Origin of the sequence: Lapidilactobacillus achengensis, assembly GCF_003946655.1 — a bacterium.
Classification (GTDB): Bacteria; Bacillota; Bacilli; order Lactobacillales; family Lactobacillaceae; genus Lapidilactobacillus; species Lapidilactobacillus achengensis.
In genome coordinates this window covers 37,655-53,500 of sequence record NZ_RHOV01000004.1, presented here as the reverse complement: position 1 = coordinate 53,500, position 15,846 = coordinate 37,655, and the positions used below count along the sequence as shown (strand labels likewise).

Below are 15,846 nucleotides of genomic sequence, written 5' to 3'. Positions count from 1 at the left end.
GATCACTCATCCTTGTTTGCCTCTAGGCTTTCTTCATATGCGGCGTGTTGATTGCAGACCTGACGAATTAGTTGTAAATCAAACTTAGGCTGACGCGAGAAGGTAAAGAGTCCGTTCTTCTCCTGCTCAATGTCATAGAGCTGCGTGTAACAAAAACCAATAATTCCCGGATTATTAAGAAGCGGCACCATCAAATCTCGAAACAGCTTGATGAACAATTCTTTACTTTCAGGTTGATTACCATAACCCCACCCTTGACTTCCCACATTCCAAGGGATACCGCCATATTCACTGACAAATACCGGTAGGTCGCACACGTTGATTTCTCGCGCTATTTGCGGATCATATAAGACTCTCTGATCTAATTTTTGATAGTGTTTAGCAAATGTTTGCGGATCTGCTGCATAATCATGTGTATCATAAACATCTGTCCTCTCAGTATGAACAAATCCGCTCACATCAATGCATGGCCGCGTGACATCAAACTGTTTAGTAATTTGATAAACAAATCGTGTAAGCTCCGGGCGTGGGCTCCGACCGCGATATGGAGATGTTTCATTCAGCGGACACCACCCAATAATTGCCGGATGATTGATATCACGATTCATGATTTCTAACCATTCTGGCAAGAAATGCTCTAAGGCTGCAGGACTACTATAATCTAGCCCCCACGATGCCTGCTCTGCCCAAACTATATATCCCAGACGATCACAATGGTATAGAAAACGGGGTTCAAATGCCTTTTGGTGCAAACGTGCACCGTTAAAGCCACAAGCCAAGCTTAATTCAATGTCTCTACTTAATTCTTGCTCAGTCGCTGCCGTATAAAGCCCTTCAGGATAATATCCCTGGTCCAATACCAATCGTTGAAAAATTGGCCGGCCATTCATCAAAAACCGTTCTCCCGAAAGACTGACTTCCCGCATCCCGAAATAACTATAAATTTCATCTTGACCAAGTTTAAGGTGGACGTCGTATAGCCGACCGTGGCCAACTTCCCAAAGATGTAATTCATCAAGTGAAACTTCAAAGACAGCAGTTGTTCCACTGATATCTATAACACGTTCTCCACATAGCCGACCCTGATAAAAGATTTCACAGTCAAGGTGGCTACAAGTCCCAACAGTTGCGACTTCAATGCCGACGCTCTGTGCGCTAATATTTGGTGTGAATTTAACTGATTTGACATAATCTTCTGGAACAAACTCAATCCACACCGTCTGCCAAATTCCGGTCACGCGAGAGTATGCGGTGCCCTCCGAAGCATATGTTCTGCTTTGCTTACCACAGGGCTGACGACCACTACGAGGTTCATTTATCGCCCAAATATGAATATCATTTTCTCCTGCCTTAACAAAGGTTGTAATATCTAAAGAGAACGATGAATATCCGCCAAGATGATCACCACATTTTTCACCATTGACCCAAATTTGCGCACGATAATTGATTGCGCCAAAATGAATAAACACCTTCTCTTTCAATTGATCCGCATTAATCGAAAAACAGCGGTGATACCAAACCGAAGACATAAAATCAAGATAATGAACCCCACTAAGTTCACTCTCTGGACAAAATGGTACGTTTATCTTTTGTTTCCAACTCTTTCGTTCAAAAAAGCGCCTTGTTTCTCCACTCTTCCCAAAATCGAAAGAAAAATCCCATGATCCATTTAAATTCATCCAATTCTTACGTTCAAATTGCGGATCAGGAAACTCTTGGCGCATCATCAAATTGTTTGCCACCATTTATTCACTCCATCATTTATTGGGATGAACAACCCCCACTGTCCGTTCAAGATTTTTAGCATATCGTTTATCTCGCAACAGGTACGTCGAAAGAACATCAATCAAATACATCAATGAAAATTGTGAATTGATAAAAGACTCATGATTTAGGAACAACGCATTATATACAAGTACTGTGACATCACTTGTTTTTGTTAGTTCGCTGGATTCAAAGCTTGTAAAGGCAATAATCTTTGCTTGCTGCTTTTTTGCCAACTTTGTCGCCTCCACAACCTCAGTTGTATTGCCTGAAATTGAGATCGAGATAACGACATCCTTAGCAGTCACCAGGGAAGAATAGATCTTCATAGTATGAGAATCCGTACAAGCAAATGCGGTCAGTCCCATTCTGCCTAGTCTAAACTCCAATTCTCGTGCTGTTAACCCTGAACTTCCTATTCCCATAATAAAGATTCGATGTGCCGTTTTAATTTTACGAATAACTTCTTGGATTATTGTTTCATCAAAAATCTGAATGCTGCTAATAATGACCTGTTCATAAAAATTATTAATTGCATCTAAAGTGTTGTCATCAGGCATTGCCGGTTTAGCGGGTTCGTTAGCCGTCGTCGCAATCGTCAACTTCATCTTTAAGTCTGCATAACTCGTGCAATTGACCTTGTGACAGAAACGCGTCACAGTCGCAATAGAGGTATCGGTTTTGTCGGCTAATTCTTTGATGCTCATATTTCTAACGTTATAAGCATTGTTCATTACAAAAAGCGCAACTTGCCGTTCTTTTTCGGCCAATGTGTTAAAGTTCTGTTCGATTGTTCGAATGATGGTCATCTTGAGGAGCCTCCGTGTTGAAAATGATATAGTGCTCCATAAAGGCCAGCACTATTCCCTTGATTAGCTAATAAAACAGGCGTTGTAACCCGCGTTTTTGTTTGAATCAATGTGTTTAACCGGTCTTGGAAGCCCGGAAAAGGTGCAAATACTCCGCCACCAATAATAAAGACCTCAGGATTAATGATACACTCAATAATACTCAACATGTTCATAATTTCTGCAAACCATTCCTCGAATGCAGAGAAAACAAAGTGACTGCTGCCCGCCCTGAGCACGGCCATTATTTCACGGCCATTCTTAAAGTCTTGTTTTGTTCTTAAATTAACCAAATCAACAAGGGATTGGGTACTACAAACTTGTTGAAAATCTTTCTTATCTTTCCAAGGAATATAACCAATTTCGCCGGCATTGAATTGGGTTCCCCGATAAAGTCGATTATCAAGATATAAAGCCCCACCAACTCCGGTTCCAATCGTCATGCAAAAAATATTTTTGTACTGATAGCGATTTTTCCAACGCTCACCCAGTAACGTACAATTTACATCATTTTCAACTGAACACGGCAACTTCATTTCGCGTTCTATGGTGCTTCGTATTTTTGCCCCTGTATAATTCGGGATCGTATATCCCGCTGAAATTATTTCGCCTTTGCGAGGATCAACAACCCCAGCGGTCGCAATACAGATACCATTAATGACAACTCCGCTTGTTTGCACAATTCTTTTAGCGATGTCCACAATCTGCCATACAATATTATTATCTGTTTTAGTGACTTCAGTTGGCGTTTCTAGCAATGAAGTGACTGGGTTGCCATCTTCCAATAAGATTCGATATTTTATTGCTGTACCACCAATATCAAAACATAAGTAGGCCATTGTTTACCTCCTCGATATACATTTTATCAATTCTCAATCATATGGAAACGAGTCATAAAATTCTCGAGGATTTTGGAACCATGAAAACTTCTTTATTTCACCAGCAGTGGCATTTCGCCAAACCGATGGATAGCGTGAATTCCCAAGATTGATTGGAATGACATGACCAGAATTCGGTTCGCTTAAATACTTATCGATTCCAGCAATCATGTCGTTTTCAGTATCTTGCGATATATCTTTGGGGTTACACGAGATAAATAACGGCGTTTTGGTTGCAACTAATAATTCAAACCACTTTCGATTCCTTGACCATGGTAACCGCGCTGTTATGCCAACACAATCACCATCACATTGATAAAAAACATTATTCTGGTGTAATCGAAAAGCTAATGAGTTGACGCCACGAGACCGAGTCCGCTGAAAGTAACGACCACTCGTATCATCACCTACCCGCATAATGTCGAAAACCCCAGCAGAAAAATGTGAAATCGAATTGCACCCTATTAAAACCGAACGGCCAGCAGCGGTACGAATCGTCTGATACAATTGCTTTATTATTTCTGCAGTTGTTCTTGACTTATCATAGAATGAAACTGGATAGTTAAAATAATTAAGAGTCATTCGCTGCCCCTGAACACCAAAAATGTCATATGTTGTAAAATCATGCTTGATCAGCTCATATCCCCACGAAGTGAAGCGAGTTATATCTGCTGCAATCATTTGTAAAACCTTCGGATGGCTAGGGTCCAGTATTTGGTATTCCCCTTCCGAGCGTAGAAAAGCTTCACGGTCTATCTGCTTAGATAATAATGGTCTAAACCAAATTCCAGGTCGCACTCCTATTTCTTTTATCTCTCTAGCTACCTCTGCCATATCTCCAAATTTCTGATTTCCTTTTTGCCAGGGTCCACCATTATAGCCTAGTGTTTGATCATACTCGCTCTCCCACCCGTCATCGATTACGACCCAAGGTTGATAGGCGTGGCTCCCACAGAGTTTCCGAACATACTTAGCATTATTTATGATCAGCTCACGGTTATTGTCGCCATAGGCATAGTACCAATCATTCATTCCAATAAAGGGTTGATAAGGCGAGAAAGGCGCATCACATAATTGCTGACAAAAACGTTTGAGAACTTCCGAGAATTCATCTGAAGAAACAATCTGACTCGTTACAATATCACAACAATGCAATTCTCTTCCCTGTAAATCAATGCCGTCAATGCCGTTTCGTATATCGGCCCAGAGGATGATTTGGTTTGTTGTTACCTGCCAAGCACAAAGCGCATTTGCGGTTGTTCGGACTCCCCAACATGAATACCGGTTCTCCGCTTTTGCCACGAAATACCAGTGCATAATACGTTCCTCGTCCATCGGTTCACAGTGCAACGTTCCATAGGAGCGCTCAAAGTCATCGCCAAAATAAAGTGCATATTCAGGAATGTTAGATTCTAGGACAAGTTGGATTCGTTTTATAGGAATAGATGCGCTAATAGACAGGCTGCTGACATTCTTTTTTTCTCCAAGCGAAACAATTATTGAGCCAGATCCATTACTCCAATGATCATCTTCTCTATCCAAAGGAATGAACCGATTATTCGCGAGCTGTACGCAAATCTTGATGCTTTCCTTCATTGACCTCACCCTCTTCTGATTAATAAACAAATCCCCCATGATAGAGGGGGAGTTTGTTGCCTAGTCATTTGTATTTGTTGGCATCAAGCTTTCATAGCTTCGAAAAATTTTATTGAAGACAAACGAGGCAATATACGCATTCAATGAACATCCAATAAGTACAAAATATGACAGGAACCCCAAAAACATCTTCTCAAAGTTAAACGCCAGAACTAGAACTGGTCCAAATGTTAATAGAATGATAATCAATGCGTCAATTGGATATCCGAGAATAAAGAGTACCGCGTTCTTAAACGAATTTGCGAAGGTCGTATAGAACCTACTTTGTATTGGAAAAAGGTATATGACGATTGTAATTACGCTAACTAAACATAGTATTGTAAAGTAATAGAAAAGCTTGGTAGTAAACAGCGGCGATGTTTTGAAGAAAAACATATCCATAATCAAAACACCTACAACAAGCACACTAACTAACCATAACAACGTGCTTCTACCAAAATTTCTTCGCCAAGATCGAAAATAAATTCGGCTAATTGAACCGCCATCACCATGAATAATACTCAAAGCCCCCGCATATACCGATGTCAAACTAGCTCCTATCGTAATCACCGGTAGTGAGGTCACCACGAACAAGAAATTTAAGACGATCAAATTTGAAATTGCTGAGAATATTCTCGTTAGTTTGTTATCGTAATCAAACATATTGTGCCCTCTCTTTCCATCACGGCGTATTACTAGTTACATTCTAAAGAGTCCTAACAACTACTTGAGTCCTGATGTCACAATCCCATCAATAAAGTATTTCTGGCCAAAGAAGAACATAACGATTACAGGTACCGTAAAGACTGTCGATGCAGCCATTAAGAGCTCCCACTCTTTGTTGGCATCACTCAAGAACCGCTGTAGAGCTACCGCCAATGTTAACTTGTCACTATCAAACAAATATATCAATGGAGTCATCAAATCATTCCAGCACCCCATGAACGTCATTAACCCGATTGTAATCAATACCGGTTTACACAAGGGATAAATAATCTGATAAAGGATGCGAAGTTGGCCAGCGCCATCAATCTTCGCTGCCTCAATCAAACTCTTAGGTAAGCCCATCATAAATTGACGTAATAGGAAGATGTTGTAGGCACTACCAAAGAATGCTGGTAACACTAAGGGGACAAAGGTGTTGATCATATTTAGGTGTGACCAGATTCCGAAAAGTGGAATTTGTGTAACTTGCCCAGGAATCATCATTGTCAAGAGAATCAATGGAAAGAGAATTTTCTTTCCTCGCCAATTAACCAAGGAGATAGCATAGGCCGTCATCGGTGCAGCCAGTAGTTGGCCAAGTGTTGGTAATACCGAAGTAATCAAAGTGTTTTTCAAATAAAGAGCTATCTTCATTCGTTGAAAGATTTTAACATAATTACTCCATTGAGGTACCTTGGGAAAGAACCCAGAAGTAGTTGAGAACACCTCCGTTGAACTTTTCAGCGAGGTATTAACCATCCACAGTAACGGCATAACGAAAATAACAGCAATCAGCGAGATGATAATGTAGGGAATAATTCTTTTGACTGCTTTTCTTCTCTTAAGTGACTTCAAAACCGCAGTATCTTGCATCTTACTCACCTCATTCCGTTGCATAGCTAACCGTCTTACGACTGATAGCAAAAGTAATTAATGTTAGGATAATAATGAGAACTAGGAGAACCATCGCTAATGCACTGGCATAGCCGAACTTCATATACTTGAAAGCAGAGTTATACAGGTACGTCGCGTAAAAAAGCAAAGATCCAGCAGGACCATACCCCGCTAAGGTTGAACCACTATTTGAAACTGATGAGAATACGAACCCTTGCGTGAAATACTGCAGGCTACCAATTAAACCAGTAATGAAAACAAACAATAATGTAGGTGAAATACCCGGCAGAGTAATATGCATGAATCGCGCCCATGGACTGGCACCATCCAGCTCTGCTGCTTCATAGTGAGACTTCGGAATAGCTTGTAACGCGGCCAGAATAATAATCGCTGTTTGTCCGCAACGCCAACTATCCATAATTATGAGCCCTGGTTTAGTAAAATTGGGATCTGTAATAAAGGACGGTACCCGCACTCCGAACGGCGCAAATGCCTTAGCAAGAAATCCGAATTCGGGATTCAATACCCAGATAAAAACTGAAGCCGCTGCGACAAGCGGTACAATTGACGGCAAATAGTATATTGTTCTAAAGAAAGAGAGCCCTTTGATACCCAAATTGAGTAACACTGCGACCCCAATCGAAACAACAATCGTAATCGGAAGACCAATCACGGCCATATAAATCGTGTTTTTCAATGCGAGAAGGACATTCTCATCCGAGATAATATCTACATAATTTTGAAGGCCAACCCATTTCGCATCATCAAACAAATTGTATTCGGTAAAGCTCAAATAAATTGCTTGGCAAATCGGATACAGTTGGAAGGCCAAAAAGCCAATAATCCATGGCGTTGAAAACAAGAAGCCAATCCAGCCCTCGCTTTCCTTCGCCTTTTTTAGCCAGTTATTTTTCACAGCACTCACCTCACGGTTGTAAACTAATACTTCGGAAATAATACAGAGATCTATTTATAAATCAAGTTGCAGCCAACTGGCTACAACTTGATTTGCATCTAATATCTAAATTATTTCTTTGCGACCTTTTCAATATTTTTTTGGATTTTCTCCGCAGCCTGATCGACTGTTTGCCTCCCTGCAAGAGCATCCGACATCTGCTTAGTAATCTCGTCCAGATACTCGTTCGTATATGAAGTAATTGCAAATCCTCTTAGTTTCTCTGTTTCAAGATCCTTTGCTACTGTTCTAATTTGTTCTGGATACTGCTCATCGTTAGCTAACGCATTGATTGCACTCTTGCGAGCAAAGATGGCGCCATTATTAAAATCTCCACCCAAGAAGAACTTTTTAATTGATTTTTCGCTGGAATAATCTTCTAACGCCGTCCAAGCCTCATCTGGATTCTTAGTCTTAGCATTAATACAATACGTTCCAATCGTAATCATATTCTCGCCTGTATCACTTGGAAACGGTGCAACCTTCCAATTAACGTTCTTCCCATACTTATTGTAAGAGGCTAGCCATCCATCCGGAACCAACATCATGCCAATTTTCCCATTTAAAACTGGATCTGAGGCTTCCTGAATCTTGCCAATCGAAGAAACAAACGTCTCAACATTTTTATAGCCACCCAAATCATTTAGCAAATCAACTTGAACGGAATAGGCCTTCTTCATTTTATCTGTGTTAAACGTTACATTACCCTTGCCATCAACCCACTCCGCGCCCGTAGCAACTGGCCAAGCAACATTATCTAGCCAAGGCTGATTCGGAATGAATCCGGCACGCTCGATCTTACCGTTCTTAATAATGGAAATTTTTTTATTCATCTCAACTAACTCATCCAGTGTCTTAGGTGGTTCATTGTATCCGGCATCCTTAAGCACATCCTCGTTATAGATTAATACCGAGGATTCTGTGTAGGTCGGAACAGCGTACTGAACACCTTCAGGAGTTGAACACATTTTTAGTGAATATGGTAGATAATCGGACTTATTAAAGATCTTTGACTTCTTGATATAGTCCGTTAAATCCAAAATCGCATGTGAGGATGCCCACTGTGGCGTGTTATTCCAAAAATTATTGAAAATATCCGGTGTTGAACTGGCTGATATTGCAGTTAAGGTATCCTGCGGTTCACGTTGTCCAGTCACTTTCACTTTAATTTTCCCTTTATATCGTTTATTGAAATCATTTGCCCACTTCTTCGATCTCATAAAGACCGATGTCGGCTCTGTATCTTCTTTGCCATATACTTGAAATGTGATTGTTTTTTCGCCCGTTGTCTTGCTCGATTTAGTGGCATTCCCGGTCCCCTTCGCACAAGAAGTAAGTAGAAAAGCCGCCGTTAATGTCGCTAAAGCTAGAACTAACTTTTTCTTCATGATAATTGCCTTCCCTTCAGGTTCATTTCATATTATTTGGTCTTTTAAACACTCATAGCCAGTTAATTCCCGTTTTGTAACCAAACCATACCCACAACAAATCAATTGCTCCAATATTCTTGTCGCCATAATATCTCAAAAAATTATTTCGCCGCTTGTTGTAACCGCTCTCATTAAATAAAATAGCACACAATAACTTTTTTTGCAACTATTTTTATGCAATTTTTATTTTCGCTTAACGGCAAAAAAATTATTTTGTTATATTATTGATTTTATCAACAAAATGAGCAGTAATAAGTTGTGGTCTCGTTATCGCAGAACCAACAACGACAGTATACGCGCCAACATCTAAAGCGTGCTTGGCCATTTCGGGTGTACTTAATTTACCTTCAGCAACTACCGGCGTATGCACAGCATGAACGATCTCGTGTAGGTATGAAAAATTATTATCTGCAATATTTAGCCCTCGTGTATAGTCCGTATACCCATGCATTGTCGTCCCAATTAGGTCAAAGCCTAATTTTTCGGCATTTTGTGCTTCTTCCACAGTGGAAGTATCCGCCATGAGCAAAACATCGGGATACCTCATTCGGGTATACCTAACGATTTCGGATAGCGATTGTTTCGGCCGTTTTCTTGTAGTTGCATCCATCGCAATGATTTCCACATTACATATTGCTAATTGATCAATTTCTCGAACTGTTGGAGTGATGTAAACATCCGATCCTTCATATTCCCGTTTGATAATGCCAATGATTGGCAAGGATATCTCTTCTTTGATTGCCAAGATATCAATCATTGAATTTGCGCGAATAGCCGTCGCTCCTGCGGCAGCTACTGCACGTGCCATTCTTGACATTATAAAGCTACTATGAAGGGGCTCGTCGGGCAATGCTTGGCAAGATACAATCAGCTTATCTCTGAGAATCTCCAGATCCATCACCATCAACCTCTTTCCCGTTATTATTGTTGCTAACAAAGTTATTTCGTAACATGAGAGTGGTTACTTTACCTCAGCACATCAATAATTTAAAGAAATATCGTTCAACAGTGAAAATGATATCATACAAAAAGAATTTTTGCAATATTTTTAATGCGAAAACTTTTATTTCTATTCTGCCTCTGCCGTTTTACAATCATAATGGCATTTCCCCCATATTGGGCCACCAATCCTAACTCATTAGTGTTGCTTTACTCCCGATTTTTGTTATGATTTGTGTGACAACCGAACAACCAGAACAACTATTCAAGTATCGTTCCCCCTATTGTTTTCTTAAGGAATGTGATGGGCATGACGGATTATCCAGCCTCATTTTCAATAATGAAGAAGGAATTACTTCAAGTCGACGCGAACGGCCGCCGTTATAATAATCTAAACTATGGCTTGGACTGCACGATAAGAGAACTGGCACCACTCCTAACCCCAGATGTCAGCCCGATGTTTAATTCACTAATTCATTCAGATAATTGTCCCTCGACTACCAATAACGGTAGTTTGACAGATGGCGTTTGGGCAAAATCAGCTTCAATGGGCAACGATAGCCAACGGCCTTGGTTTCGATTCACGCGTGGCGAAGGCCGCGAAATGATTTTTGATTTCGGCAGCGATATCGGAGTTTCAGCGGTACGCATTGGCTTTCTTAAGGAAATCTCTAAAGGAATTTTACCGCCTCATACTGTAACCGTATCGTTATCTCTAAATGGCCAGGAATGGATGTCAGTTTTTCGGGGCACAGATTACATCAGTCTACTAAGAAATGATATTGTTCGTCGGATGGATCTTTTTTCTGATACGTTCACGGCCCGCTATGTAAGAATTGCTTTTGATGTTGCTCCACACGTTTTTATCGATGAAATCGAAATTTTGGGTGAAATCGCCACCCGATCAACCAAAAAAATAAGTCCTGACACGACACCCATGCGACCAAACGCCTATGCCACATATAAGACATTTGGCTTCAAAGACACTTTTCTATCCTATTTGCCGAGTCAAACAGCGAACAAAGTTACGGAAAGAAGAACTTGCGATTGGTATTTACCTCATGTTGCTTATCTCAAGAACGGAAAAGTTATGAACACGTTGTTTGACTCATTTATCATGTTGCCTTACGTTGATTTCTTATACAAAGGTGAAAGTAAACGCCACCTGACGAAGAAAGATTGGCTCGGCTTTATCAAAAATGAATTTACACCTAATCTTAATATCAGCGCATTGAACACCGCTGTGGCCATTGCCAAGCAGGCCTTATTTCTTGAAAATTATCAAGTATCCTTGTTTCTTCCGCTATTCTACCCTGAAAGTTCAGTGGTCGATTTCGGCAAGCTCGTAGGAAAGACAAGAGATTTCACCAAATCTGAGGATCGCTTCGTAGCAATCCAATGGATGATCGATGAACAAATGCGCAGATTCCACGATAGTGATTTTCATAATTTGAAGCTACGCGGATTTTACTGGTTTACAGAAGAAATGGATAATAACGATCCTGAAATGGAACGAATTCTAAAACAAGTCACGAATTACATTCGCAATAAAGGTCTCATAACCATCTGGATTCCCTATTATCAGGCTGCAGGTTACGAACGATGGCAGAAAATAGGTTTTGACTTGGCCATCTATCAATCTGGCTATGCCTTCGACAACACATTACCCATAAAACAGCTCCTCGAAACTTCAAAAAAAGCAAAGCAACTACACATGGGCGTTGAAATGGAAATTGAGAAACTAAATCGCGCTTCTGTCACCAGGTTCCAGGACTACCTGCAAACAGCAATGTCTGTCGAGAACAATTCATCTGTTACACATATGTACTACCAAGGAATTGACGAAAGTGCTGTCCTAAATAGCTATTTATCAAACAACCCTGAGCTACATTTACTTTATGAAAATATCAATTTATTTATCCATCGAGAATCATTCTAAGACTGAACAAAAAACCGCAAGTAACCAACATCTGGCTAAGGTCGTCAAGTCCTTAACAGTTTGGTCATTTGCGGTTTTCTCAATTCAAATGTAACGTTCACAACAATAAATGTTAATGCGGAAACCTAAGGAGTAATTATTTGCACCGTTTAAATCAGCGCCATCATGACAAAGTTGAGGATGAATAATCCCGAACAGATCCAGAGAATCGGATGGATTTCTTTGGCCTTGCCGGTAACGGCCTTGATCAAGCAGTAGGTGATGAAGCCGGCGGCGATCCCGTAGGAGATGTTGTAGACGAGTCCCATGAAGATTGAGGCCATGAATGCGGGAATCGCTTCGGTCAGATCATCCCAATCGATGTTCTTGAAGGCGCCCATCATCATGACCCCAACGGCGATCAATGCTGGTGCAATGGCTTCCGTGGGAACGATGGCGATGAAAGGGGCGAACAGACTACTGAGTAAGAACAAGATGGCGGTGACCACACTGGTCAACCCGGTCCGACCACCAGCGCCAATTCCGGCCGCGGATTCGACGTAAGTGGTGGTGTTACTGGTCCCGCAGATGGCCCCGATCGAAGTGGCAATCGAATCGGCGAAGAGTGCCTTGTCCATTTTAGAAGAGAAACCAGAACCGTTTTCCATGGCTTTCTCATCTTCGGCGGAGAAGATGCCGGTGCGGCGACCAGTTCCAATAAAGGTGCCCAACGTATCGAAAGTATCGGAGAAACTGAACGCGATGATCGTCATGATCACCAATGGTAAGCGGTCCGCGCTGGCGAAGAGGGAGCCCAGCCCTTTCGCACCTAACGCGGCGCCAAAAGTGGTGCCTAATTCATGGATCGAATTGCCCAAGGAATTCATCGCGTCAACATGCACATTGGTTACGCCCATGGGAATTCCAATGATCGTCGCGATCAAAATACTGATCAGCACAGCGCCGGGAACTTTTTTGACGAGGAGCACGATGATCACTGCCAAGCCGACCAAAGCCAGCAACGCGCCGGACTGGGTGAAGTTGACCAAGGCCGGGACGATGCCGCCGCCGGTCACCACGTTGGTTACGCCGCCTTTGTAGGCGGATTGTGTGGCGTTGTAAGCTTGATTATTGATACTGAGAATGTTGCCAGAATCAGAAGTGAATTGCAGGAAGCCCGCGTTCTTGATTCCAATATAAGCGATGAAGACGCCGATCCCGCCGCCCATGGCATGTTGCAAAGATTCGGGGATTGCCTTGATGATCATTTTCCGAATCTTGGTGACCGTGATCAAAATATTGATCAGTCCACAGATGAAAACCAACCCCAATGCTTCTTGCCACGTGAACCCAAGCGCGAAGCAAACTGTGTAGGTGAAGAACGCATTTAATCCCATACCCGGTGCCAGTGCGTAAGGCACGTTGGCGAACAGACCCATGATCAAAGTTCCGACCGCGCTGGCGATGATCGTCGCGAGGAAGACCGCCTGACTCGGCATTCCTGTTAACGATAAAATAGCCGGATTGACGAAAAGAATGTAGGACATGGCGAAGAAGGTGGTGACCCCTGCCATCACTTCGGTACTGACCTTGGTATGGTTTTCCCGAAGTTTAAAGAAGTTCTCCATGAATATTGTTCCCCTTTTCAATGTGATGATTTTATAATAGCGGAAAACAGTCGAGAAATCAACGTAAAAACCAAACTATTTAATAATTAATAAAATTATAGTTCGTGTTTTGCTTCGGATAACACAAAATCACGGGCAACGTGTGGCTACTTTACCGAAAGAAAGCACTAACGGCTGGCCGTTAGTGCTTTCTTTCAATGTTGATAAGTTAATGGCGCGCTGATTGCTTTAGTCGCCGCAGCAGTAGCAAGGCCCCCAGTAGGCCGACGCTGCCTAAAGCAACCAATAACAGTTGGGTCCATTGATTGACCGCATCATTGGCCTGCGGTAGGTTCGCGCTCTTGGTGACGCTTGGCGTGACGGCGGTCTGGGCAACAGGTTTCGTTGAAGTTACGTTACTGCGCTGACCCACGATCGGCGTGACCGGACGACTGATTTTCTTGGTGACGGTTAGCGGACCTTTCTTGACGCCGTGTTTCTTAGTCTGAACAACCTTGCCGGGTTGCTTGGCGGGCACAGGTGTTTGTGGCTTGATGTTGGTCGGTTTTTTGGCTGGCGTCGGTGCCTGAGGTTTGATGCTGGCGGGTTGCTTGATCGGCGCATGCGTCTTCTGGAAATAAAGATCAACTGTTTGCGGGTCTTGACTGTAGGTGCCAGTCAAGGCGCCACTTTTAATAGTATCGAATTGATAGCCGGCAACTTGGGTGTTGGAACGTAGATCGAAGGCGGCGCCAATTTTCTGGCCTTGGCCCAGGGTTTGCGCGGGTTGAATGGGTTGACCAGTTTCATCCAGATAATTAATGGTCACCGTCGGATTGGCTTGCCAGTTGATTTTCCGGTAGATCATGCCATCATAACTCAGCCGAACTTCGTTGGGGTATGTCAGATTGATATAAGCACTATTGACCGCATTGGGATCGCGGAGGTAGCCGAGGTAGCCGTAGGTGAATTCGTGGACCTGATTGTCGGTTAAAGGCACGGGATCAGTGATTTGATATTGGCCGTTACCAAGGTAATTGATGGCAGCCAAGGAGTGATCGGCGCTAGCGTTGAACGAATAGTAAGGGGTGTGATTGATTACCTGACCATCGATCCCGACCACCTCGTTGGCGGTGAACGTCAAAGGTTGACCGACGACGCCATTCAGTGGTGTGGGGTTGAGATAGCCCTGACCAACCGCGAAAACATAAGCGTCACTGGCGGTAATGCCTTTTAGCGGACTGAAATCGGTCAATGAGTTGTCAGAAAGACTGATTTCATTGGACGGATCAGCGTGGCCGTTGTTCGCGATCGTGGTCAGCCAAGGACCCAACAGTGTCAGTTGATGATTATTGAGTCCGTTAGGATTGGCCTGATACATGGTTTCCGGCTGGCCCGCTGCGGCGATATTGCCAGTTAACTCGATATAGGAGATCAAATTCGCGGCGCCCTGCGTCAGGCTTAACGTCGATTGATCGTTGAGTAGCCCCCAGTATTGACTGCGTAAGGACAACATGTTGAAGCTGATTTTGGCTAAGGGGCTAAAATCATAACTGGCATTTCGTTGTGCGGGAATCGCGATTTGCGCGGTAAACGACAAGTTCGTGGCTGCCGGCAATTTCTGGAGCACCTCTAAGCCACTTAAAGAAGTGAGCGGGATGGTTGAGGTAATGGTGACCGAGCCAGTACGCGCAGCCACGACAGCTGGAGTGAGCTGGTTTGGTTTGACCCCAAAAGCTGTCGCCATGGCCGCCGCTAAATTGGCATCTGTGAATTGAACTGGCTGCTCGATCGTGTCGGCGGCAGGAGAACTAGGCGTCGTTGATGAGGGCGTGGTGGTTGACGTAGCTGAAGTGGTCGTGGTCGTTGCTGCCGCTGGCTTTGAAGTAGGCGCAGTTGTTGTCGGTGAACTAGGCGCTGTCGGTGTTGCGGACGAAGGAGCTGGCGTAGTGGGCGTCGTTGTGACGGTCGGTGTGGTTGATGTTGCTGACGCGGTCGACGTTGCTGGCGTCGTTGGCAAATTTGGCGCCGCTGACGAGCTGGTCACACTTAAACCTGTTGCTGTGGCTGGATCTGTGGTCGTCGGCTGGACAACCGTGGCCGTTTCTGGTGTATTCGCCGCGCGAACGAGCAGCCCTGGCGCCTGAAGACAACTGCCTGTGGCGAGCAAGGCGCCGGCCAACAGGGCCAAACATTGCCGATAGTTGCATGTTCTTTTTTTCATGGTAAAACTCCCCCTTAACAGAGAAAAGACGTCTGACTCCCCCCGAAGG

Annotated in this window: 12 protein-coding genes; 1 reads left to right on the top strand and 11 read right to left on the bottom strand. The window is 43.2% G+C overall.

Annotated elements, in window-relative coordinates; genetic code table 11:
• Positions 1-2: 2 nt before the first annotated feature.
• From EKM94_RS03520 to EKM94_RS03480, 9 genes are all read right to left on the bottom strand, one after another.
• A complete protein-coding gene (locus tag EKM94_RS03520) occupies positions 3-1,745 on the bottom strand; it encodes a glycoside hydrolase family 2 protein (protein WP_225422145.1) in 1,743 nt (580 codons plus the stop codon).
• Positions 1,746-1,757: 12 nt separating this feature from the next.
• Positions 1,758-2,573, bottom strand: coding sequence for a MurR/RpiR family transcriptional regulator (locus tag EKM94_RS03515; protein ID WP_125597573.1), 816 nt, complete (start codon positions 2,571-2,573; stop codon positions 1,758-1,760).
• Positions 2,570-3,451 carry an ROK family protein gene (locus EKM94_RS03510; protein ID WP_125597570.1) on the bottom strand — a complete coding sequence of 294 codons (882 nt, stop codon included), beginning with the start codon at positions 3,449-3,451 and terminating at the stop codon, positions 2,570-2,572. Before EKM94_RS03510 ends, EKM94_RS03515 begins: the two co-directional genes overlap by 4 nt.
• 33 nt (positions 3,452-3,484) lie before the next feature.
• Positions 3,485-5,086: an alpha-amylase family protein gene (locus EKM94_RS03505; protein WP_125597567.1), complete on the bottom strand. Its 1,602-nt coding sequence runs from the start codon at positions 5,084-5,086 to the stop codon at positions 3,485-3,487.
• A gap of 60 nt (positions 5,087-5,146) precedes the next feature.
• Positions 5,147-5,788, bottom strand: a complete 642-nt coding sequence (locus EKM94_RS12975) for a DUF624 domain-containing protein (RefSeq protein ID WP_125597564.1) — start codon at positions 5,786-5,788, stop codon at positions 5,147-5,149.
• A 60-nt stretch (positions 5,789-5,848) separates the two neighbouring features.
• Positions 5,849-6,703, bottom strand: coding sequence for a carbohydrate ABC transporter permease (locus tag EKM94_RS03495; protein ID WP_125597561.1), 855 nt, complete (start codon positions 6,701-6,703; stop codon positions 5,849-5,851).
• A 10-nt stretch (positions 6,704-6,713) separates the two neighbouring features.
• On the bottom strand, positions 6,714-7,640 hold the full coding sequence (locus EKM94_RS03490) for a carbohydrate ABC transporter permease (protein ID WP_225422144.1): 927 nt from the start codon (positions 7,638-7,640) through the stop codon (positions 6,714-6,716).
• A gap of 110 nt (positions 7,641-7,750) precedes the next feature.
• Positions 7,751-9,067, bottom strand: coding sequence for an ABC transporter substrate-binding protein (locus tag EKM94_RS03485; RefSeq protein ID WP_125597555.1), 1,317 nt, complete (start codon positions 9,065-9,067; stop codon positions 7,751-7,753).
• A 250-nt stretch (positions 9,068-9,317) separates the two neighbouring features.
• A complete protein-coding gene (locus EKM94_RS03480) occupies positions 9,318-10,007 on the bottom strand; it encodes an N-acetylmannosamine-6-phosphate 2-epimerase (RefSeq protein ID WP_225422143.1) in 690 nt (229 codons plus the stop codon).
• A 351-nt stretch (positions 10,008-10,358) separates the two neighbouring features.
• Here EKM94_RS03480 and EKM94_RS03475 point away from each other — a divergent pair, with 351 nt between their 5' ends.
• Positions 10,359-11,987, top strand: a complete 1,629-nt coding sequence (locus tag EKM94_RS03475; protein WP_164511092.1) for a DUF4855 domain-containing protein — start codon at positions 10,359-10,361, stop codon at positions 11,985-11,987.
• A 149-nt stretch (positions 11,988-12,136) separates the two neighbouring features.
• On the opposite strand, the gene EKM94_RS03470 is transcribed toward EKM94_RS03475, so the two are convergent.
• On the bottom strand, positions 12,137-13,594 hold the full coding sequence (locus tag EKM94_RS03470; RefSeq protein WP_125597546.1) for an NCS2 family permease: 1,458 nt from the start codon (positions 13,592-13,594) through the stop codon (positions 12,137-12,139).
• A gap of 208 nt (positions 13,595-13,802) precedes the next feature.
• Positions 13,803-15,797, bottom strand: a complete 1,995-nt coding sequence (locus tag EKM94_RS03465; protein ID WP_125597543.1) for a MucBP domain-containing protein — start codon at positions 15,795-15,797, stop codon at positions 13,803-13,805.
• Between the last annotated feature and the right edge of the window lie 49 nt (positions 15,798-15,846).